Annotated in this window: 15 protein-coding genes; 5 read left to right on the plus strand and 10 right to left on the minus strand. The window is 68.6% G+C overall.

What is annotated here, in order from left to right:
* Positions 1–103: 103 nt before the first annotated feature.
* A complete protein-coding gene (locus tag F1599_RS15900; protein WP_223819676.1) occupies positions 104–7,435 on the plus strand; it encodes an LWXIA domain-containing protein in 7,332 nt (2,443 codons plus the stop codon).
* Positions 7,436–7,615: 180 nt separating this feature from the next.
* Here F1599_RS15900 and F1599_RS15905 read toward each other — a convergent pair whose 3' ends face one another.
* The 5 genes from F1599_RS15905 to F1599_RS15925 form a co-directional block, all read right to left on the minus strand.
* Positions 7,616–8,596 carry an ABC transporter ATP-binding protein gene (locus F1599_RS15905; protein ID WP_150083739.1) on the minus strand — a complete coding sequence of 327 codons (981 nt, stop codon included), beginning with the start codon at positions 8,594–8,596 and terminating at the stop codon, positions 7,616–7,618.
* A 113-nt stretch (positions 8,597–8,709) separates the two neighbouring features.
* On the minus strand, positions 8,710–9,774 hold the full coding sequence (locus F1599_RS15910; RefSeq protein WP_150083717.1) for an ABC transporter ATP-binding protein: 1,065 nt from the start codon (positions 9,772–9,774) through the stop codon (positions 8,710–8,712).
* 34 nt (positions 9,775–9,808) lie between these two features.
* The gene (locus F1599_RS15915; RefSeq protein ID WP_149318297.1) at positions 9,809–10,696 is read right to left on the minus strand and encodes an ABC transporter permease; all 888 of its coding nucleotides are present in this window, start codon (positions 10,694–10,696) and stop codon (positions 9,809–9,811) included.
* A gap of 16 nt (positions 10,697–10,712) precedes the next feature.
* Positions 10,713–11,663 carry an ABC transporter permease gene (locus F1599_RS15920; RefSeq protein ID WP_149318298.1) on the minus strand — a complete coding sequence of 317 codons (951 nt, stop codon included), beginning with the start codon at positions 11,661–11,663 and terminating at the stop codon, positions 10,713–10,715.
* 33 nt (positions 11,664–11,696) lie between these two features.
* Positions 11,697–13,274, minus strand: coding sequence for an ABC transporter substrate-binding protein (locus F1599_RS15925; protein WP_223819680.1), 1,578 nt, complete (start codon positions 13,272–13,274; stop codon positions 11,697–11,699).
* On the opposite strand from F1599_RS15925, the gene F1599_RS26275 reads away from it, so the two are divergent.
* The 4 genes from F1599_RS26275 (at position 13,252) to F1599_RS15940 (ending at position 17,347) form a co-directional block, all read left to right on the plus strand.
* Positions 13,252–13,410: a hypothetical protein gene (locus F1599_RS26275; RefSeq protein WP_223819682.1), complete on the plus strand. Its 159-nt coding sequence runs from the start codon at positions 13,252–13,254 to the stop codon at positions 13,408–13,410. The two genes, F1599_RS15925 and F1599_RS26275, sit on opposite strands and share 23 nt — an antisense overlap.
* Before the next feature lie 345 nt (positions 13,411–13,755).
* The gene (locus F1599_RS15930; protein WP_150083718.1) at positions 13,756–14,871 is read left to right on the plus strand and encodes an NADH:flavin oxidoreductase/NADH oxidase; all 1,116 of its coding nucleotides are present in this window, start codon (positions 13,756–13,758) and stop codon (positions 14,869–14,871) included.
* A 231-nt stretch (positions 14,872–15,102) separates the two neighbouring features.
* A complete protein-coding gene (locus F1599_RS15935) occupies positions 15,103–16,482 on the plus strand; it encodes an APC family permease (protein ID WP_150083719.1) in 1,380 nt (459 codons plus the stop codon).
* Between the two features lie 22 nt (positions 16,483–16,504).
* Entirely contained in the window at positions 16,505–17,347 is an 843-nt protein-coding gene (locus F1599_RS15940; protein WP_150083720.1) for a class I SAM-dependent methyltransferase, read from the plus strand.
* A gap of 137 nt (positions 17,348–17,484) precedes the next feature.
* On the opposite strand, the gene F1599_RS15945 is transcribed toward F1599_RS15940, so the two are convergent.
* The 5 genes from F1599_RS15945 to F1599_RS15965 all read right to left on the minus strand — a co-directional run bounded on the left by F1599_RS15945 (position 17,485) and on the right by F1599_RS15965 (position 21,565).
* Positions 17,485–18,483: a tripartite tricarboxylate transporter substrate binding protein gene (locus tag F1599_RS15945; RefSeq protein ID WP_150083721.1), complete on the minus strand. Its 999-nt coding sequence runs from the start codon at positions 18,481–18,483 to the stop codon at positions 17,485–17,487.
* A 75-nt stretch (positions 18,484–18,558) separates the two neighbouring features.
* The gene (locus tag F1599_RS15950; RefSeq protein WP_190286372.1) at positions 18,559–19,122 is read right to left on the minus strand and encodes a carboxymuconolactone decarboxylase family protein; all 564 of its coding nucleotides are present in this window, start codon (positions 19,120–19,122) and stop codon (positions 18,559–18,561) included.
* Positions 19,123–19,141: 19 nt separating this feature from the next.
* Positions 19,142–20,014, minus strand: a complete 873-nt coding sequence (locus F1599_RS15955) for an SDR family NAD(P)-dependent oxidoreductase (RefSeq protein WP_150083723.1) — start codon at positions 20,012–20,014, stop codon at positions 19,142–19,144.
* Positions 20,015–20,086: 72 nt separating this feature from the next.
* Positions 20,087–20,992 carry an SDR family NAD(P)-dependent oxidoreductase gene (locus tag F1599_RS15960; protein WP_223819677.1) on the minus strand — a complete coding sequence of 302 codons (906 nt, stop codon included), beginning with the start codon at positions 20,990–20,992 and terminating at the stop codon, positions 20,087–20,089.
* A gap of 48 nt (positions 20,993–21,040) precedes the next feature.
* The gene (locus F1599_RS15965; RefSeq protein WP_149318307.1) at positions 21,041–21,565 is read right to left on the minus strand and encodes a carboxymuconolactone decarboxylase family protein; all 525 of its coding nucleotides are present in this window, start codon (positions 21,563–21,565) and stop codon (positions 21,041–21,043) included.
* Positions 21,566–21,810 lie beyond the last annotated feature (245 nt).

A 21,810-nucleotide genomic window follows, 5' to 3' on the forward strand; every position in this document is an offset into this window, starting at 1 on the left:
GCCGCGCGTCGCGGCGGAGCCGCCCGCCGATGCGAGCCCCACCCCTCGCAGCGCTGCCAGTGCCACCGATGGCACCGGCTCGCGCAGCTTTACCCCGCAGAAGTTGGGCACGTGGCAATCGGTCAAGCTGGCCAGCCGCTTGACCTTCGACGCCGCGGTGGCGCAGGGCGCCCGGCTGCAGGACGGCGTGGTCAATCGGATGATGGACCGGGCGATGCAGCAGGCCGTCACCAAATACATGCGCGAGGCGGGGGAACGCAGCCGGCACGGCGACGCGCCGCCGGCGGCCAGCCGGACCAACACCAGCGGCCGCAGCCGCCGCCGCGCCGACGCACGCTCGGACGTACGCGGCGATGCCCGGCCCAATGTCCGCAGCGCGGTGTTCGCACATGGCGGCGGGGGCCGTGCCGCCGTGCTGGAGGCCGCGCGCGCCGAGCCGTCGATCGTGCTGCAGAACGCGATCTCGCCGCTGGACCGCGTGTCCGGCATGGACGGCCGCGCGATGTCGCTGTCCGTGCCCTATGGCGCCGAACTGGCGGCACGCGCGCTGCACGATGTCGACACGGTGCTGATCGCGACGTCGCCCGCCACGCTGCACGGCGGCGCCGACACGCACGGTCCGCTCGGTGCGGTGTCGCTCGGCGCCTATCTGAGCGCGCTGGGCAAGGAAGTCGTCTACGTCACCGACCCCGCGCACGAGGCGCTGCTGGCCGACCTGCTGCAAGGGGAGCTGGGCGTCGCCGATGCCCGCATCGAGACCTTCACCGCCACCGACTCGACGCGGGCCGCGCAGCAGGCGCAGGCGCTGCTGGCCAAGTACCGGACCCAGGCCGTGGTCGCGGTCGAAGTGGCCGGGCGCAACCGCGTCGGCGAATACCGGCTGGCCAACGGCGAACGCCTCGAGGGCGCGCCGCGGGTCGACCAGCTGCTGGTCGAGGCGAACGCCAAGGATCTGGTCACCGTGGCGATCGGTGCCGACAGCCATACCGCCGGCATGCGCTCCGCGCTGGAGCGCGCGATGACGTCGCTGCATGTCGAGCCGGCCGATATCGACCAATGGTCGGCGGTCGGCGCCAGCCATCCAGTGGTCGGCATGAACACCAACCTGGCGGCGCAGGCAGTCGGCTTCGCGCTGCAGCGTGCCTCCGGCGCCGACCATGCGATGCCGTCGACCGAGCGCGTGGCCGCGATGATCGACCGCATGGCCGCGCTGCATGCCTATGACAGCATCACGCTCGAGCCCGGCGCGACCAGCATGCGCGGCCTCGACAAGCGCAGCTACCTGGGCGTGTACGAGCTGCTGCAGGCACAGGCCAAGCAGCTGCCCGAAGGCCTGGACCTGGCGCAGATGCTGGACGGCATGCAGCGCCGCTTCGTGCCGAAGGGCGTGGACCCGGAGCAGTTCGGCATCAAGGTGATCGACGACATCATCGAGGTCACGGTCTTCGATTCGAGCAACGGCGGCATCCTGGCTGCCATGAACATCGCCCGGCATATCTTCTCGATGACCGGCAAGCGCGTTCAGCTGGTCGCGTACGGCGATCACGCGGCGGGCACCTACGGCGGGCGCGCGCGCGACGACCTGATCCTCCGCGTCAACGACGGCCTGCACGCGATGCACCAGCAGCAGGCCGACGCTAATGCGCTCGGCTGCAATACGGCGTGCATCACCTATCCGGAAGGCTGGCGCGGGCTGGACGAGCGCGATTTCATCAACCTGATCCATACCACCGCCCGCGCGATGAAGGCGGACGGCGGCCGCAATATCGCGCTGGTCGCCACGCCGGGCACCGTCAACAGCCATGCCTATCGCGACGCGGTGGGCGCGCTGCGCACCGGCCAGAACGTGCTGGAGATCGGCGCCAACGAGTGGGCCGCCGCGGTCAACGCGCTGCAGCACCAGGCCACCGACGGGCCCGAGCTGGTGGCGATCCAGAAGCTGGTCGCCAAGTACATCAACGCCGATCGCATTCCTGCCGACACCGAGACGCTGTGGCTGTGCTGCACGCACTATCCCGCGCTGGCCAAGCTGATCCGCCAGCAGCTCGATGCCAGCGGCCTGGGCCACGTCAAGGTGATCGACCCGATGCAGTACCAGGCCAGGGCGCTGGTCGATCGGCTGATCGAGCGCGGCGTGCTCAAGCAGGAAGACCTGCTGCCGGAGCCGATCCCGTTCGAGGAGGTCAGTGCGCACGACATGCTCCCGCTGTTGGCGGTGACCACCGGGCGCGCCAGCGAGGTCGTGCGGCTGGCGCAAGGCATGACCGAGGATCCGCGGGCGCGCGCGTTCGGCGTGCCGGAGTTCAGCGCCAGCACGGACCCGGGCCAGATCCGCGGCATTCTCGACGCCAACCGGATGCCGGCCGCGATCGATGCGATGGTCACCGCGTATACCGGCCGCAATATCGACCGCCTGGCGATCCCGCAGGGGGCGCTGCGCGCTGCCGCCGCCATGGCCGATTCCGATGTCGAGCACATCGTGCTGCTGACGGGCTTCTCGGTGGCCGAGGGCATGCCCGAGACCGACGGGCCGCCGGGGACCGTGGCGCTGGGCGCGATGCTGCGCGACGGGGGCAAGCGCGTCAGCTATATCGTCGACTCGGCCAACCAGCCGATCCTCGAAGCGGCGCTGGCCGACATGGGGCAGCCGCTCGATTCGGTCCACGTGTTTGACGAGCATGCCGACAGCACGTCGCCGGTGGTGCGTGCGATGCTCGAGGAGATGCAGCCGGACCACGTGTCGTCGATCGAACTGCCGGGACGCACGGCGGCCGGCACCAAGCACAATATGCGCGGGGTCAACCTCGACGACTTCACGCCGGGAATCGACGCCTTCCTGAAGGCGGCGCAGGAGATGGGCATCGGCACGTCCTCGGTGGGCGACGGCGGCAACGAAGCGGGCATGGGCAATGTGGCGGCGTTCGTCCCGCTGGCGCCGGACGGCACGCCGATCGCCTCGACCGTCAGGACCGATATCCTGGTGACCGCCAGCGTGTCGAACTGGGGCGCCTATGCGATCGGCGCGGCATTCCTGCGCCAGCTCGGCAAGGCCCATCTGATGCCCACCGAGAACCAGATCCTGTCGGCCATCGAGGCATCGGTCCACGCGGGCGCGGTCGACGGTGTGTCGCGGCAGCAGGTACCCACGGTCGACGGTTTCTCGCCGGAGGTCCATGCGGCGGTGTACCGCTTCCTGCGGCTCTGGGCCGGCGCCGACTCGGTCACCGGGCCGGGCGCGCCGGTGCCTGCGCTGATGGGCACCGCGATGCCGCGCCGCCAGCCTCGCGCGGTGCTGGAAGACCTGTTTGCGCACGGGCTGCGCCGTCCCTTCCATGGCGCCGGTGAGGGCGGGCGGGGCAATGTCCAGCCGCGCCACGTTCCCCCGATCGTCGATCGCAGCTGGTCGCTGCGCGATGGCGTACCCGGCGACACGGCGATCGCCACGGTGATCGACAGCGTGCACGCGACCGGCGGCCGGCTTGCCGACGTCAAGTACGTGGCGGTGCGCGAAGCCGATTCTGTCAACGCCAGGCCGAAGGTGATCGGCGCCTTCGATTCGCCGCAGCAGGCCGCGGCGCAGCTCGACCGGCAGGCGGCGGTCGGCGTCAAGGTGCGGCTGCAGGTCGTGCCCGACGCGCAGTACCGGGCCGGCCGCGTGCCGTCCGCCGAGGATGCCATCGGCACCGTGCCGCTGTCGCGGCGCGATGGCCGCACCGTGCCGGGCGAAATCGCGCTGAACCGCGCCTACGAAGGCGATATCCGCGTGGCGCTGCCCGAGGGGTTCGCCGAAGGCAAGCCGCTGGTGCGCAACGAGGGCGGCGAGCGGATCGACGTGCTGCAGCAGCTGGGACATTTCCCGCGGGCGCGGGCCCATCTGGATCTCGCGGCCGAGGCGGGCTACGTCACCTTCGACAACCGCGCGATGCCGATCTCGGTGCCGCAGGTGCCGGGCTATTTCACGGTGCGGGCCGAGGGCGCTTACCAGGGCGTGCGGATGGACATGGACGGCAGCGGCCGCCCGGACTACGACGCGGCGGCGCTGGCCGACCGGATCCGCTCGCATCCGGATTATCGCGAAGGCATGCCGGTACTGATCTACGACTGCTTCGGCATGGACGGTCCGCTGCCACTGGCGCAGCAACTGGCCACCGCGCTGAACGCGCGCGTCCACGCGCCCGACGGCAAGTGGGAGATCCGCGGCTGGTATGGCGATGGCGATACGGTATTCGGCGGCGCGATGCACGTCGATGCGACGCCTGACGCCATGGCGCAGTCCGACGCACCGGTGCACAGCCACGGCGGACGCTTCTACGGTGCGATGCCGGCCCTGCCGATCGTCGGCGTCAACGAAGGCGGACGGGCGCTGCCCGAAAGCGCCTTCGTCATGCCGCGCGGCAATGCGCCGGCTCCCGTGCGCGCCGGCGACACCAACACCAACACCAACACCAACGCCAACGCCAGCCATCCGGCCGGCTGGCGTGCCATCCCGCCGCGCCATGCGGATGCGCGGTTCGGCGCGTCGCCGCTGAAGGTGATGGCGCCGGACGACTACAACGTCGTGCTGGGGCGCTTCGATCCCGAACGCGGCTTGCTCGACGCGGACGGCGAAGCGGTGGGCGCGCACCGGCTCGCGCTGGAACTTGCCGACGCGGGCAAGAAGGGCGCAGCGGTCGTGCTGGCGGTCGACGGCGGCAGCCAGCATGCGCGGCACGCCTTTGCGCAGAAGGTGGCCGATGTGATGGGCGTCGACGTGATGCTGCCCGCGGCGGGCTTCAAGCTCGATACGCTGGAGCGCGCCGCAGGCCGGCCCGTGGACGTCAATACGGACGCCAATGCAGGCGGCCCGCCCAAGCCCGTCCTGAAGCTCGATCAGGACGGCGTCGCATGGCAAACGCTGCAGCCGCAACCGTATCGCCATGCCAACCGCAGCTTCGCGGTCGACGGTGTCGACGCGGTGCGGCTGATTCACGACGACGGCAGCCAGACGCCCGTCGATCTGGCCGACTATCTGGGCCCGCGGCTCGGCTCGGGCGCGATCAAGACGGTGTTTGCGCTGGGCAACAGCCATGCGGTGGGACTGGGCAACGACAGCATGATCGCGGCCTTCCCGATGGGCGCCGAACGCGAGGCGATGGCCCAGGTGCAGGCGCTGGGCATGCCGACGCTGCGCATCCATGGCGGCGACGGCGAGACGGTGCTGGGCCATCCGGCCATCGTCTATGAGCGCTATCTGGCCGGCAGCGCCGAGCTGCTCGACGGCAACGGCAATCTGCTGCCGCAGTACGCGGCACGGATGAACGCGCGCACGCTGCGCGATCTTGATGCGATCGAACACGGCATCGAGAACGGCGCGGACGGCCGCGGCCTGCTGCTGCAGGACGTCGAGTTCGCCTTCTTCGCCGACGGTAGCGTCAAGATCGCCGACGTGATGTCCGTCGAGCCCGGCGGCGGCCTGGCTGCGCATGGGCAGGCCGTGGTGACGGTGCTGGCCAAGATGCGCGAGGCCGCGCAGGCCAACGTCGCCCGCGTCGCGACCGATCCGCAGGGCGCGGTGCGCTCGGCCACGTTCCGGCATGGCGGCGAGCCGGAGCCCGATGGGGCGGCATCGCCGGAGCCGAACGAGTCGAGCGAGTCGGGTAAGTCGGCCGAGTCCGCCGAGCCGGCCGGGGCTGCGGATCCGGACAGCGCGGCCAAGGCAGCCAATGCCGCCAATGTCGCCAACGCGGCGCAGTCCGGAAAATCCGCCAAGCCGGTCCCAGAGCCTGAAGAGACCGCGGCCGCCGAGGCGGCTGCCCACTCCGGCGATCCTGCCGCCGATCCTGCCGGCGCAGCCAAGCCGGCACAGCCCGCGAGGCCCGATCCCGATACCGAGCAGCCGCCCGCCGCCGAGGGCGCCAGCCAGGCCGGCAAGCCGCCCCAGGCTGCCCCGCAGCCGGCACCGTCTTCATCGGCGCCCACGCCGACGCCGCGCCCATGGAAGCTGCGCGCCACCGTCGCCGCTTCGGTCGGCGGGGCCTTCGCCACCGGGGCCGCGGCCATGCCGTTCATGCCGACGCCCGGCACCGCCGCGGCGGTGGTGGTGGCCGGCTCCTGCTTCATCTATCGCGGCGGCGTCGCGGCCGGCCGCACGGCCTTCAGCAACCGCGTGATCCGCCACGTCGAGCGCCAGACCCCGGCCGACATTGTCTGGCTGCGCAAGGCCCTGACGGGCGACCGCGCGGCGATGTGGGGGATCAGTGAGAAAAATCGCGAGGCCTTCGCGAAGCATCTCGACGTTCTCGAACGCCATGTGAGCGCCGAAAACAGCAAGCCCTCGACGGAAGAGGTCGCGGCCGCGGTCCAGGCGCTGAAGCAGGCCGGCACGGCGCTGCTGACGCCGGACACCGTCGCCGGGCGCTTCAACGATGGCCTGCAGATCGGTACGCTGGCGATCAACAACGCCACCACGGTGACCTGGTTCATGCATCACGGCGTGGACCTCGGCAATGTCGCGACCTACAGCAACACGGCCTTCCTGGCGGCCAACGGCGTGCTGGCGACCTTCAATGTCGCCAACCGCATCGCCCACCACGCCAAGGTCAAGCTGCCCGCGCTGCCCGCCGCCCATACGCGCAAGTTCGTGATGAGCATGTATGCGGCCGGCGCGATCCCGCTGGCCGTCACGGACGTGATGACATACGGCGGCGTGGCCGGCGGCATCGGCGCGGCCAGCCTGGCGACCTTCGGCGTGGGCGCCTTCCTGCAGTCGCGCGTCGAGCGCGGCGTGGCCAACCGCGAGTTCAACAAGCTGGCGGCCGACAAGGGCGGCAATATCCAGCTCAAGCCGGACCAGTCGCTGCTGCCGCGCAAATGGGAGTTCTTCGGCCGCGCGATGCCGTATGGCCTGGTGCTGCTGGGCGGCGGCGTGATCGTCAACTTCGGCATGAAGATACTGCTGGAGACGCTGGGCAGCGACGAGGAAGACCAGCCGCGTACGCCGACGCCCGAGCCGACGCCGTCGTCGTCGACGCCATCGGTCCCGTCGACGCAGGACCCGTCGCCGACGCAGCCGGCGCCGCAGGAACCGCCGCGTTCGGCAACACCGTCCGAAGAGCCCAAGCCGCCGAGCAAGGAGCCGCCGACGACCACCGAACCGCCTCCGCAGAAGCCGGAGCCCCAGCCTCCGCAACACCCGCGGCCGCGCAACGGACGCGTAGTCGTGCAGCCTTACCATGCCGGCGTCGAGAGCGGGACGCTGTGGGGCATTGCGGCGACCAACCTGGATACGCTGCTGTCCGACGAGCAGAAAGAGGAGGCCGATGCCGAGGCGATGACGACGGACCAGCAGGTCGCCGCCTACGCTCTGCGCGAGCTGATCAACCTGAATCCGCAGTACAACCTCGCGCAGAATCCGGACCACATCGAGCCGGGATGGGAGCTGGACGTGACGCGGTAGGGAAAGCGGGGAAGGGCCCGCACCGTAGCCGGGCTCAGATCGTGGCTCGGCTCAGCCCATCGCCGGGCCAGGGCGACCGCCTCGCTCACGCGGCGGCCGGGGCCCCGTGTTCGGCGAACGCGACCGCCGACCGCGAGGGGCGGAACGATGCGCGATGGTTGGGGGGGCCGCTCCAGGGTGTCAAGCCACGGCCCGGGCGGGCTCTGCCGCGGCGGCAAGCACGCAGCTGACGCGATGGCCGTCGCCCAGCGAGACGGGCTGCGGCACGCGTTCCAGGCATTCGGCCCGCGCATGGGCGCACCGTGGCGCGAAGCTGCAACCGGCGGGCAGCGCGGCCAGATCCGGCGGCGATCCCGCAATGGCGGTCAGCCGCTCGCCACGTGCCATGCCGTGCTGGCGGCTTTGCAGCAGCGCGACGGTGTACGGATGGCGCGCATCGCGCAGCAGCGTCCGGATCGGACCTTCCTCGACGATGCGGCCGCCGTACATCACGGCGACACGGTCGGCGATCTCGACGGCCGCGCCGATATCGTGGGTCACGAATACGATCGACAGCCCGAGCGCGCGCTGCAGCTCGCGCAGCAGGATCAGCACCTGGATCTGCACGGTGGCATCGAGCGCGGTGGTGGGCTCGTCGGCCAACAGGATCTTCGGCCTGGCGGACAAGGCCAGCGCGATCATCGCGCGTTGGCGCATCCCCCCCGACAGCTCGTGGGGATAGGCCGCCAGGCGCCGCTCGGGGCTCTGGATGCGGACGGCCTCGAGCGCCTGCAGGGCCTGCTGGCGCGCTTGCGCGGCCGAGACGCGGGCATGCGCGCGGATACATTCGACGATCTGCTGGCCGATGGTGTAGACCGGGTCCAGCGCGAGCAAGGGTTCCTGGAACACCATGGCGACCGTGCCGCCGCGGATCCTGGCCAGGCCCCTGGCATCGAGCCGCATCAGGTCGGTGCCATCGATGCGGATGTCGCCGGTCATCGTGGTGCGGCGGGGCGGATGCAGCCGCATCAGCGCGCGCAACGTCACGCTCTTGCCCGAGCCGGATTCGCCGATCAGCGCGACGGCCTCGCCCGGGGCCACCTGCAGCGAGACGCCGTTGACGGCGCGAATGGTCTTGCCGCCGGCGTCGAAGGCGACATGCAGGTCCCGCACGGCGATCATCGGCGTGGCGGTGGAAGGCGCGGCGGTGGAAGGGGGCGCGGACGAAGGCGCGGTGCAGGAAGGCGCGGCGTCCGGCGTCGATGCGGATACGGTGGATTGCATGCCGGCCTCCGTCAGCAGGGAGCGGCGGCGATGGCCGCCGGCTGCCGTACCAGCGGGCGCGAATGGCCGCCGTTCGGATCGGCCATCAGGCAGGCCACCGGATGACCGGCTATCGCGTCGGACAGCACGGGCGCGCGCTGTCCGCACACGGCCTCGGCCAGGCTGCAGCGCGGATGGAAACTGCATCCCGACGGCGGGTCGATCGGATTGGGCGGATCGCCGGCGAGCGGCGGCGCCAGCGTGCGCCGGTCCGGGTCCATCGACGGCATCGATGCCAGCAGCGCGCGCGTGTAGGGGTGGGCCGGATCGGCGTAGATCGCCTCGGTATCGCCGATCTCGGCGACCTTGCCCAGGTACATCACCATCACGCGATCGCACAGATAGCGGATCACGTTGAGGTCGTGGCTGATGAAGACATAGGTCAGGTCGAACTCCGCCTTCAGGTCCAGCAGGAGGTTCAGCACCTGGGCCTCGACCGACTTGTCGAGCGCCGAGACCGCTTCGTCGAGGATCACGAGCCGGGGCCGCAGCACCAGCGCACGCGCGATATTGACGCGCTGACGCTGGCCGCCGGACAGCTCGTGCGGATAACGGCCGCCGAAGCGCAACGGCTCGAGGCCCACGCGGGCGAGAAGCTGGCGCGCCCGCTCGGTCGCCTCGCGCGCCGGAACGCCATGCACCCGCGCGGTGAAGGCGATCGATTCCTCGACGGTCACCCGCGGGTTCAGCGACGAATAGCTGTCCTGGAACACCATCTGCACCTGGCTGCGGTAGCGCTTGAGCGGCAGCTGGGCGGAACCGACGCCCAGCGCGTCGAAGATCAGCTCGCCACTGTCCTGCTCGATCAGTTGCATCAGCAGCCGCGCCGTGGTCGACTTGCCGCAGCCGGATTCGCCCACCACGCCGAGCGTCTCGCCCTTGAGCACGTCGAAGCTGACGCCGTCGACCGCGCGTACCGCGCCGGCGCGGCGCCCGGGAATCTTGCCTTTCAGCGGGAAATGCTTGACCAGGTCGCGCGCGATCACCAGCGGCTGCGCAGGGCCGCCGAGGTCGGCGTTCGGCGCGGAAAATGACATCGACATTGTCATCGACATAGACATCGGCATCGGCTCAGTCCTTGATTTCCATTGCCGAGCGGATGCCGTCGGCGAGCAGGTTGAACGAGATCGAGGTCACGAAGATCATCGCCCCGGGCAATGCGGCCACCCAAGGCTGGGTATAGATCGCGGTACGCAACGTGTTCAGCATCAGCCCCCATTCGGGCTCGGGAGGCTTGACGCCAAGGCCCAGGAACGACAGGCCGGAGGCCAGGATCATCGACACCGAGATCAGGCCGGTGGCGTAGACGAAGATCGGTCCCAGCACGTTGTTCAGCACGTGCGCGCGCACGATGGTCAGGGCGGACGCCCCGGAGGCGCGTGCGGCGTCGACGAACTCGCGATGGCGTACCTGGGTGGTGACGCTCTCGGCCACGCGCGCGATCTGGGGGACGAAGACGATGGTCAGCGACAGCAGCGCATTGCCCACGCCGGCGCCGAGCGTGCCGGACAGCGCGATGGCGAGCAGCACCGACGGAAAGGCGTAGAAGATGTCGACCACCCGCATGATCGCGGTATTGGTCCAGCCGCCGGCATAGCCGGCCACGATGCCCAGCGCGCTGCCCAGCACGAAGGCGATCAGCACCGGCGTGATGCCCATGAACAGCGACAGCCGCGCGCCGAGGATCAGGCGCGACAGCATGTCGCGGCCGAGCTCGTCGGTGCCGAGCGGATAGCCCTCGGTGCCGATCGGCTTGAGCCGCTTCAGGATCGAGGACGCGTAGGGATCGGCCGGCATCAGCCACGGCCCGAAGATCGCGACGAGGATCAGCGCGAGCAGGATCAGGGCCGCGCCCATCGCCAGCCTGTTGCGCAGCAGCCGGCGGCCTACCGTGGTCCAGTAGCCGGGGGAGCGCTCCACCGCGGCGGGCGCGGCGGCATTGTCCAGCGTCATTTCCATGGCGTTCTCCGGATGGCTAGTTGCGCTGGATGCGCGGATCGAACAGCGTCTGCAGCGCGTCCACCGCCAGGTTCAGCAGCACGAAGAACACGGCCAGCACGAGGATCGTGCCTTGCAGCAGCGGAAAATCGCGCTGGAAGATCGCCGAGTTCAGCAGGAAGCCGGTGCCGGGCCAGGCGAACACCGTCTCGATCAGGATCGAGCCGCCGAGCAGATAGCCAAGCTGCAGACCCATCACCGACAGCGCGGTCGGGGCGACGTTCTTGACCACGTGACGGAACACCGCCAGGTCGGACAGGCCCCGTGCCTTCAGGCCGACGATGAACTCGTTCGACAGGATCTCCGCCACCAGCGCCCGGATGGTCCGCGCGACGATGCCCATCGGAATCACCGACATCGTGATCGCCGGCAGCAGCATGTACTGGACGTGTTCCCAGTTCCAGCTCCAGTCGCCCGAGCCGCCCGGTCCGGCGCCCGTCGCCGGCAGCCAGCCCAGCATCACCGAGAACACGATGGCCAGCACCATGCCCAGCCAGTAATGCGGCACGCTGACGCCGAACACCGACAGGAACGAGGCCGCGCGGTCGATCGCCGAATCGCGCAGGTAGCCGGCGACGAAGCCGAACAGGCATCCGAAGGTAAAGCCGATCAGCGTGGCCACTGCCGCCAGCCGGACCGAATTGACGACCGCGGTGGCGACCTCCCGCATCACCGGGCGGCTGGTGGCGATCGACGTGCCCAGGTCGCCGTGCAGCGCGCGCGTCAGCCAGTGCACGAATTGCTCGATGAAGGGCTTGTCGAAGCCGTACAGCGCGGCCAGCTGCCGGCGCATTTCCTCCGAGGCATCGGGCGGCAGCACCGACACCAGCGGATCGCCCGGCGCGATATGCACCAGCGAGAAGCACAGCAGCGCGACGCCCAGCAGGATGGGCAACGCATACAGCGCGCGGCGAAGCAGGTAGGACATGATGGCGGGTCCGGGGCAGTCGGTCGCGTTCGATCAGTCCATCGACATCGTGGCGATGTCGATGAACCAGCTTTGCGGCTGCACCACGCCCTTGACCTTCTTCGAGATCGCGCGCGGGCCGACGTCATGCGCGATCAGCACGAAGGGCGCCTCCTCGACGATGCGGGCATGCAGCTTGGCCAGCGCACTGTCGCGGCCCTTGTCGTCGAACGAGGTGCGCGCGGTCTCGATCAGCTTGTCGAACTCGGGATTGCTGAAGTAGCCCCAGTTGTTCGACACGGGCGGCTGCGTCTTGCTGCTGACGAAGCGCACCATGGCGAAGAAGGGGTCCATCGCCGCGAAGCTGACGTTGATCGCATTGGCGCCGTGGGCGCTCGGGTCCTTGGCGCCGATGCGCCAGTTGGTAAACAGCGTGTTCCATTCGACCACGTCGAAATCGACGTCGATGAAGCACTCCTTCAGGTTCTGCTGCACATATTCGTTCATCGGCAGCGGCTGCATCTGGCCGGAGCCCGAGGCGGAGACCTGCACCTTGACCTTGACCGGCTTGGCCGCCGAATAGCCCGCCTCCTGCATCAGCTTGCGTGCGCCGGCGGGGTCGTACCTGATGTCGAACTTGGGATTACCCCACCACGGATTGCCCGCCTCGACGATGCCCTTGGCCTCGGCCATGTAGCCGCCCAGCAGCGTCTTCAGGCCGGAGCGGTTCACGCACAGGTTGGCCGCCTGGCGCACGCGCTTGTCCAGCCAGGGCGAGCCGGGCGCGAACGACAGCTGCCACGGCCACATATGCGGCTGCGCGTTGGCGTAGACCTGGAAGCCACGGCTCTTGATCTGCGCGATGGCGTCCGGTGCGGGTGCCTCGATCCAGTCGACCTGGCCGGACAGCAGCGCCGCGGTGCGCGCGTTGGCTTCCGGCATCGGCATCATCACGACCTTGTCGATCTTCGGCACGCGCTTCGCGTCCCAGTACTGCGCGTTCCTGACGACCTCGAGGCGCTCGCGCGGCACGAAGCGGCTCATCTTGAAGGGTCCGGTGCCCGCCGCGTCGGCGGCAAAGGCCACCCACGCCTGCTTGGAGCGCTCGACCGGGTCGGTGACCGAGGCCGGCACCGCGGCGAACTTCTTCTCCCATTGCGCGGGGGACGCCATGAACAGGTTGGTCAGGTTGTACGGCAGGAAGGAGTCGGGCTCGGAGGTGGTCAGCTCCACCGTCAGGTCGTCGATCTTGCGCGCCGAGCGCAGCGTCGGCATGCGCGATGCGGTCACGCCGACCTGGCTCGGGTCGAACTGCTTCGCGGTCTTGTCCAGTACCTTGCCGACGTTCCACACCACCGCATCGGCGTTGAATGGCGTGCCGTCATGGAACTTGACGTTGGGGCGCAGCTTGAAGACCCACTTCGTCTTGTCCTTCGCGTCCACCTTCCATTCGGTGGCGAGGCCAGGGATCAGCAGGCTCGGACCATCGCTCTTCGACAGATCCCATTGCGTCAGGCCGTCGTACATCGGAATGCCGCTGAAGCGGTTGCCCTCGAAGCCCTGGTCGGGCTGGCCCAGCGTGCGCGGAATGTCGGCGGCCGTCATGCCGATGCGCAAGACCTTCTCGGCCATCGCGGACCCCGGCAAGGCCAGCAGCGACAGCGCGATCGCCGCGCCGATGGTGCCGAGCCTTGGGCGGGTGGCCGATGCCGAGGCGGCAGTGGGGGACGAAGCGGCGGTCGACATCGATGCGAAAGCGCAGGCGTAGCAGTTCACTGGCATGGCTCCTGAGTGGGGAAGCGGCGGGAAGAGACATCGGGACTGCCAAAGCAAGTGATATGCCATCGCCATTCCTGCACCGCCGCGGCGATGGCGCGGAGCGTCCCGCTCGAAACGCGGCGAGGCGGTCCGCGGGAATCAGGGGCGGCACCCTCGGCGGGCACCATCGGCGGGAGTCGCAGCACCACGATCGGCGGGCCACGCACCAGGATGCGTCGGTCAGGGCCGTGCCCGCTCCCTGCAGCAAACGCTCAGTTGCCGCACAATGCCTGCCTGGCCCGCCTGGCAAGCCCGGGACAGGGCCGATACCAACCCGAACAACAAGAGGTTCTCGATGTCCGCTCTCTTTACCCCGCTGCAGATCGGCAAGCTGCAGCTCGACAACCGCATCCTGATCGCGCCGATGTGCCAGTACTCGGCGGAGCAGGGCAATGCCACCGACTGGCACCTGATCCATCTCGGCCATCTGGCGTTGTCCGGCGCCGGCATGCTGATTCTCGAAGCGACCGCGGTCTCGCCGCAGGGCCGCATCACGCCCTACGACCTGGGCTTGTACTCGGACGACAATGAGGCGGCGCTGGCCCGCGTGCTGAAGGCGGTGCGCGCGTATTCGCCGATCAAGATTGCGATGCAGATCGCGCATGCGGGCCGCAAGGCGTCGAGCCGCGCGCCGTGGGATGGCGGCTCGCAGATTCGCCCGGACGAGCCGCAGGGCTGGCTGACCGAGGCGCCGTCCGCGGTACCCCATGCGCCGAACGAGGTCGCTCCTGTCGCGCTGGACCGCGCCGGCCTCGAGCGCGTCAAGCGCGATTTCGTCGAGACCGCGAAGCGCGCTGCGCGCCTGGGCATCGATGCGATCGAGATCCACGCCGCGCATGGCTATCTGCTGCATCAGTTCCTGTCGCCGATCGCGAACCATCGCGACGACGAGTACGGCGGCAGCCTGGAGAACCGGATGCGTTTTCCGCTGGAAGTGTTCGATGCGGTGCGTGCCGTTTTCCCGGCCGACCGTCCCGTGTGGGCGCGCATCTCGGCGACCGACTGGGTGCCGAACGGCTGGGATATCGAGGGCACGGTGGCGATCTCGAAGGAGCTGGCCCGGCGGGGCTGCGCGGCGATCCATGTGACGACGGGCGGCGTGTCGCCGCAGCAGGCGATCAAGCTCGGACCGGGCTATCAGGTCCCGTACGCGCAGCGGGTCAAGGCCGAGGTGGGACTGCCGACCATCGCGGTCGGGCTGATCACCGAGCCGGAGCAGGCCGAGAGCATCATCGCCAACGGCGAGGCGGATGCCGTGTCGCTGGCGCGGGCGATGCTGTATGACCCGCGCTGGCCGTGGCACGCCGCGGCAAAGCTCGGCGCGCAGGTCCAGGCGCCGAAGCAGTACTGGCGTTCGCAGCCGCGCGAGTTCAAGGACCTGTTCGCGGGTGCGGCTTTCGGCCAACGTTGAATGACACCGATGTCATTTTCGGCGGGTTTGGAGCGTCCCCTTCGTCACGTCGAATGACCCGGCCGCGGAGGAGGCCGCCGCACCCCTAGTCACCCCTTCGGATGTTTCGTATTGTGGACAGGCAGACAAGTTCGCTGCCTGCCACGGCAGCGATGCGAGCGCGGAATGCAGGTTCCGGAATGCAAGCGCATTTCGCAAGCCGATTTCGCTCCATCCGTCCGAGGGATAGGGATGACCGATCCGAACCAGCCCCGACCGCAGGGCATCCTGTCGGTCTTCGATGCCATCACGATCATGGTGGGCCTCGTCCTTGGGGTTGGGATCTTCCGCACGCCGTCGATCGTCGCGGGCAGCGTCGATTCCGAGGCGATGTTCATCGTGGTCTGGATCGTCGGCGGCATCATCACCTTCATCGGCGCGCTGTGCTACGCCGAACTGTCGGCGGCCCATCCCAACGCCGGCGGCGAATACCACTTCCTGTCGCGTGCCTACGGCCGCTCCACCGCGATGATGTTCGGCTGGGCGCGCTGCACCGTCATCCAGACCGGCGCGATTGCGGCGGTCGCCTTCATGCTGGGCGACTACGTGGCGCAGCTGCTGCCTGCCGGTCTGTTCGGCCCTCTTGATCCCTTCAGCCCGGCGATCTATGCCGCGTTGGCCGTGATCGTGGTGACCGGGATCAATGTGATCGGCACCATCGAGGGCAAGAACCTGCAGGTGGTGGTGACCTTCCTGGAGATCGGCGCCATCGGCGCGATCATCCTGTTCGGGCTGTTCGGCTCGCCGGAGACTGCCGAACGCACCGCGCCTGCGATACCGCCGGAGACCGCGGCGATCGGCATGGCGATGATCTTCGTGCTGTTGACCTATGGCGGCTGGAACGAGGCGGCCTATCTGACCGGCGAACTGAAGGACGCGCCGCGCAATATCGCCAAGGTGCTGGCGGGCGGCACCGTCATCCTGGTGGTGCTGTACACGCTGACCAACCTGGCCCTGCTGTCTGTCCTCGGGCTGGACGGCTTGCGCGAATCCGATGCGGTCGCCGCCGACATGATGCGCGTGGTGGCCGGACCGGTCGGCGAGCGCGTGGTCACGGCCGCCATCGTGGTCGCCGCGATCTCGACGCTGAACGCCACCATCTTTACCGGCTCGCGCGTGTTCTACGCGATGGCGCGCGACATGACCGTCATGCAATGGGTCGGCATCTGGAACGGCCGCGGCCAGACGCCGGCCAATGGCCAGATCGCCCAGGGAATCATCGCGCTGGCGCTGATCGCGGTAGGGGCGATCACGCGCGACGGCTTCAAGGCGATGGTCGACTACACCGCGCCGGTGTTCTGGGGCTTTCTGCTGCTGGTCGGCCTCTCGCTGTTCGTGCTGCGCTGGCGCCATCCCGGCCGCGCCTTGCCGTATCGCGTGCCGCTGTATCCGATCACGCCGATCATCTTCTGCCTGACCTGCCTGTACATGCTGTATGCCAGCGTGGCCTATACCGGCGCCGCGGCGCTGATCGGCCTCGCGATGCTCGCAGCGGGCGCGCCGATCCTGCTGTTCAAGCGCAAGCAGGTCGAAGCCGCGGAGAGACAGGATGCTTCACCGGACCCCATGTGACCCTCAGAACAGGAGAACGTCGATGACGATCTTGCACAAGTCCTTCGTCGCTGCCGCGCTTGTCGCCGCGGGGGCGATGGCATTCAGCGGACCCGGATTGGCGCAGACGGAGACGGCGTCCGAGGTGACCTCGGTCTACAAGCCGTCCGTCGGTCAGTCCGGCAAGGACGTGGTGTGGGTGCCGACCTCGCAGGCGCTGGTCGACCGCATGCTGGACATGGCCGAGCTCACGCCAAGGGACCATCTGGTCGACCTCGGCTCGGGCGATGGCCGGCTGGTGATCACCGCGGCCAAGCGCGGCGCCAGCGCCCGCGGCATCGAGTTCAATCCCGACCTGGTGGCGCTGTCGCGCCGGACGGCGCAGGCCGAGGGCGTGGGCAATCGTGCGCGGTTCGACCAGGGCGATATCTTCAAGTCGGACTTCTCGAACGCCACCGTGGTGACGCTGTTCCTGCTGCCGGACCTCAATCTCCGGCTGCGTCCGACCTTGCTGAACATGAAGCCGGGCACTCGCGTCGTCTCCAATACCTTCACGATGGACGACTGGGAGCCCGACGAGACGGCCCAGGTCACCCAGGGTTGCGCGGGGCACTGCACTGCCTACAAGTGGGTGATCCCCGCCAAGGTGCAGGGGACCTGGCGGATGGGCGACAAGCAGCTGGTGCTGACGCAGAAGTACCAGATGGTCGAAGGGACGCTGCGCGAGGAAGGCGCCAGCACGCCGATCAGCGAGGGCCGCATCGCGGGAACGAAGATCACGTTCGTGGCCGGTGATCAGCGTTATACCGGCGAGATCAGCGGCAGGACGATGCAGGGCACGACCGAAGGGGGAGGGCGCTGGAACGCGACCTTGATGAAGCCTTGACCGACGTCGCCACGCATGGCATTGGCGGATAGCATCGGAAGGCTCCACGTCGAGCAGGGCGGCAAGCAACCCGCCACACCATCGTCTGGCCATGGTCGCGCCGTCGCCGCCCATCTCGGTGTCATGGCGGCCGAATGCTACTCCCGCTTTGGCAGGCTCGCGATCAGCGATTTGTAGAGCGTCACCTCCTCGGTGATCATGCGCTGAATCGCGGGCAGGTCGTCCAGCATGGGTTCGGACCCGTTCGCACGGAGCGAGGCCGGGTACTCGCGGCCATTGAGCACGCGGCGGATCGCGGTCCTGAGCTTCTCGGTGACCGGGGCCGGCGTTTCGCTGCGCACCAGGAACACATCCCAGCTGTAGTAGGAGAAATCGGGATACCCGCTCTCGGCCACCGTCGGAACGTCAGGGTAATTGACATGCCGCGACGTGCCCGTTACTGCGAGCGGGCGGATTTTTCCGGTCTTGATCAGCTCCTGTGTCGCCGTGGCATCGCCATACGCCATGTCGATGCGCCCGGCCACCAGATCGGGCAGCGCCATCGGGTATCCCTTGTAAGGGACGTTCTGCAGGTGGATGCCCACCATCTTGGCCAGCCGCTGGGAGGTCAGGTAGTAGCCGTCGGAGTAGGTGCCGATGGTGATCGGGTTGGGCCTGGCCTTGGCGACCTGGGCCAGGTCGCGCATGGATTTGATCTCGGAATTGGCCGGCACGGTCAGGATGGCTTGCGCGCGCAGCATGCCGCCCGCGAGCTTGAAGTCCTTGACCGGATCGTAGGGCAGGGACCGGCCGAAGGCGAGCGGGATGGTCATTCCCGAGGAGCTGCCAACGAGCAACGTGTAGCCATCGGCCGGCGCCATCCGGGCGGCCGAGAACGCAATGGTGCCATTGGCGCCGGGGCGGTTTTCAACGACCACCGGCTGTTTCAGCTCCTTGGACAGCGCGTCGGCGAAATTGCGCGTGCTGGTATCCAGTCCATTGCCGGCAGGAAACATCAGGATGATCCTGAGCGGCCGATCCGGAAATCCCGTTTCCTGTGCCATGGCGCCGGCACTCGTCAACAGCGCGGCGCTGGCGGCGGCGCCGATCGCCAGGACGCAGATCTGTCGACGCGTCGCGATGAAATTCCTCTGCATTTTGATTGGTTCTCCTCCGTTTTTATGGCCATCGGGGTTGCCGATCCTGCGCGAACCCCGCACCGGTAGCCCCGCTCACATCCGTGCGAGATGCGCTTCGTAGCCAGGCTCCAGCTCGATTTCCATCGTTTGCAGGAAGCGGCTGACGCAGACATAGAAGCTCGCCGTCAACACCAGCTCGACAACTGCCGCATTGTCGAAGCCGCAGGCCTTGAGCTGCGTCACGGTCGCCTCCGAGGCGCTGGGGCCGAGCGTGACCTCCTCGGCCAGCTGCAGCACCGCGCGTTCGCTCGCATCGAACAGGTCGGTGTGGCGCCAGTGCGCGAGCGCATCGATCTGCGCATCGCTGACGCCGGCCTCGAGTGCCATCGGCAGGTGGTGTGCCCACTCGTAAGCCGTGCCGGCGACCTGCGCGCCGCGCAGGATCAGCAGTTCGCGCAATGGACGCGAAGTCCTGGCGTTCAGGCGCAGCGGCCAGGCAAAGTCGAGCCAGGCGCGGAACATCTCGGGCGCGGTGCCCAGTACGCGGTAGAGATAGGGCATCTTGAAGCCGGCCCCGCGCGCCGCGCGAACGTGGTCGAACAGGGCTTTCGCGGCGGCATCTTCAGGGTGCTCGGGCAACAGGGGAATGCGTGGCATGGGGGGGTCCGGAATGGGTTCAGGCGGACTTCGCCTGGGTCGCGGCATCGGGCTTCAGGCCGGGCGAGGGGGCGTTGCCCGCGGTGGTCCCCGCATCGACCGGGAAGATCACGCCGGTGACCCAGCGTGCCTCGTCGCTGGCCAGGTAGGCGACGGCGTGACCGACGTCCCAGCCGGAGCCTTCGGTTTGCAGCAGCGAGCGCTTGCGGCGTAGCTCGCGCACCTCCGGCGTCATCCGTCCGGCCACCATCGGCGTATAGACCATGCCGGGCGCGACGCAGTTGACGCGGATGCCCTCGACGCCGTGATGCGCGGCCATGGCGCGGGTCATGTTTACCACCGCCCCTTTGGAGGTCGGATAGAGCAGCGCGGGCGTACCGCCGATCAGCCCCGCCACCGAGGCAATGTTGACGATGGCGCCGCGGCCGATCTTGCGCATCTCGGGGATCGCGTACCTGGCCATCAGCATCATCGAGGTGACGTTGACGCGCAGCGCATGGTCCCACTGCTCGATGTCCAGCTCGACCGCGGTGCCGGCCGGCCCGCCGATGCCGACGTTGTTGACGAGGATGTCCACGCGGCCCCAGGCCTTGACGGCGGTGGCCACCGCCTCGCGGCATTGTTCGGCAACCGACACGTCGCATGCCGCGGCGAGCGCGGTGCCACCCTCGGCCGCAATCATGCGCTCGGTCTCGCGCGCCGCGTCCAGCTGCATGTCAAGGAGCAGCACGCGGGCGCCACGGCGCGCGAGCAGGATGGCCGCGGCGCGGCCATTGCCGATGTCGGCGGTGCGCGAGCCGGCGCCGGTGACGATGGCCACGCGGCCTTCGAGACTGCTGCTGGCCGGTTCGGAGTGGGGCGTGGTGAGGGCAGTGGAGGAAATGGTATTCATGATGGAGATGCCGAGCGATTGGAGGGGGCCGATGCCGAAGGCATGGTCAGCGTTTGAAGGCAGAAGACACGTTCAGGCGCGCGCCACGCCGACACCAAGCCCACCGTCGACCATCAGCGCATGGGCGTTGACGTAGCTCGATTCGTGCGAAATCAGGAACAGGCAGGCGTAGGCGACTTCCCAGCCGGTGCCCTGGCGGCCGAACGGTACGGCCGCTGCCCGGTTCGGCCGGCGGCGCGATGCATCCCGGCCCATCGGCGTATCCATCAGGCCCGGCAGCACCGCATTGCAGCGGATGCCCCTGGGCTCGCCCGCCACGGCGATCGCGCGCGCGAGCGCTACCTGCGCGGCCTTCGACGATTCGTAGGCCGGATTGCGCCCGGTGTTTCGCACCGCCGCGAGGGAGGACATCAGCACGATCGACGATCCCGGTGCCATCGCCTCCAGCGCCGCCTGGCTGAACAGCATGTGGCTGCGCACGTTGACCGCATACTCCTCATCCCAGTCGGCGGCGGTCTGGGTGGCGAGGGGCAGCGCCTTGGAGATCCCGACATTCAGTACCAGCCCGTCGAGCCCGCCCAGGCGCTCGGCGCAGCGCCGCACCAGCGGCGCGATGGCATCGGCGTCGCGTACATCGGCGACCTCGGCAAAGGCCTTTCCCCCTTCGCGCTCTACCTGCGCGCAGGTATGGTCGACGGCGGCCTTCGACATGTCGACGCAGGCCAGGGTGGCGCCTTCGCGTGCAAACAGCAGCGAGATCGCGCGGCCATTGCCGACCGGCGGATCGTCTTCGGGTATCTCTCGCTGGCCGGCGCCGATGACGAGTACGCGGCGGCCCTGCAGGCGGCCGCGGCCGGGCGCGCGGCCCAGCGTCTCGTCATGCATCTGAAGGCCCGGGTCGACTTCCTGGGGAGCAAGGTTCATGGCTTCGATCTGTCTTGTTGGCGGGGGAATGCGACGGTGCCCGATGTCGATCAACCGATCCGGTCAAGCGATCCGGTCAAGCGATCCGGTCAAGTGATCCGGTCAAGCGATCGTGCCCGGCGGCTCGATGTCGACCTCGAAGTTCTCGAGAAAACGGCTCACCAGCATGTAGAAGCCGATCACCAGCGTCAGCTCGGCGACGACGCCAGGGCTCAGCCGCTCGCACAAGGCGTGGAACATCGCGTCGGGCGCTTTCACGTGCAACAGCACCTGGTCCGTGTAGGCCAGCACCATCTTCTCGGTCTCGTCGAGCGCGGAGGTATCGGCTCCTTGTTCGAGCGCGGCGATCTTCTCGTCGGCCAGTCCCACCCGGCGTGCCACGCGCTTGTGCTGGTGGACCTCGTAGCCGGCTCCGCTGAGGATGCCCACGCGCAGGATCGCAATCTCCCGCAGCTTCGAATCGAGCCTGTTCTCGCGCAGGATCGCGCCGCCCAGCGCCAGAAAGCCTTCGGCCGCCTTGCCCGCGTGCGGCAGCATGCGGTAGAGGTTCAGCGGCGGGCGCGAACCGATCAGGCGAAGATAGGACTCGGGGGCTTGCGACATGTCGAAGTACGGAATGCGGGCCATGGTTTTCCTTGAATCGGAGGGATCGATGAGGATCCGGGAGCACGCGTCTCGCCGCGGTGCCGCGCGCGAAACGTCGCTTTCCTCTGCATCGTTGGGCCGAAACAGAGGAAAGAGAATGGAGCGGTCCTTGTAAAAACCGCTACGGGAAGTTCGTGATGAATCGTTTCATTGCCGGGTTAAAAAAAGATCGAGTCCCTTTTTCGGCAGGTGACTCGATGCGATTTGCGGTACGTTCGAAGTATAGG

The sequence above is a fragment of the Cupriavidus cauae genome (genome assembly GCF_008632125.1).
Lineage (GTDB): Bacteria > Pseudomonadota > Gammaproteobacteria > Burkholderiales > Burkholderiaceae > Cupriavidus > Cupriavidus cauae.

Coding starts and splice junctions, on each gene's coding strand:
- F1599_RS15915 (WP_149318297.1), bottom strand. CDS start 10,696: ATGGAAATGACGCTGGACAATGCCGCCGCGCCCGCCGCGGTGGAGCGC.
- F1599_RS15955 (WP_150083723.1), bottom strand. CDS start 20,014: ATGAATACCATTTCCTCCACTGCCCTCACCACGCCCCACTCCGAACCG.
- F1599_RS15945 (WP_150083721.1), bottom strand. CDS start 18,483: ATGCAGAGGAATTTCATCGCGACGCGTCGACAGATCTGCGTCCTGGCG.
- F1599_RS15940 (WP_150083720.1), top strand. CDS start 16,505: ATGACGATCTTGCACAAGTCCTTCGTCGCTGCCGCGCTTGTCGCCGCG.
- F1599_RS15925 (WP_223819680.1), bottom strand. CDS start 13,274: ATGGCCGAGAAGGTCTTGCGCATCGGCATGACGGCCGCCGACATTCCG.
- F1599_RS15950 (WP_190286372.1), bottom strand. CDS start 19,122: ATGCCACGCATTCCCCTGTTGCCCGAGCACCCTGAAGATGCCGCCGCG.
- F1599_RS15920 (WP_149318298.1), bottom strand. CDS start 11,663: ATGTCCTACCTGCTTCGCCGCGCGCTGTATGCGTTGCCCATCCTGCTG.
- F1599_RS15930 (WP_150083718.1), top strand. CDS start 13,756: ATGTCCGCTCTCTTTACCCCGCTGCAGATCGGCAAGCTGCAGCTCGAC.
- F1599_RS26275 (WP_223819682.1), top strand. CDS start 13,252: ATGCGCAAGACCTTCTCGGCCATCGCGGACCCCGGCAAGGCCAGCAGC.
- F1599_RS15935 (WP_150083719.1), top strand. CDS start 15,103: ATGACCGATCCGAACCAGCCCCGACCGCAGGGCATCCTGTCGGTCTTC.
- F1599_RS15965 (WP_149318307.1), bottom strand. CDS start 21,565: ATGGCCCGCATTCCGTACTTCGACATGTCGCAAGCCCCCGAGTCCTAT.
- F1599_RS15905 (WP_150083739.1), bottom strand. CDS start 8,596: ATGATCGCCGTGCGGGACCTGCATGTCGCCTTCGACGCCGGCGGCAAG.
- F1599_RS15910 (WP_150083717.1), bottom strand. CDS start 9,774: ATGTCATTTTCCGCGCCGAACGCCGACCTCGGCGGCCCTGCGCAGCCG.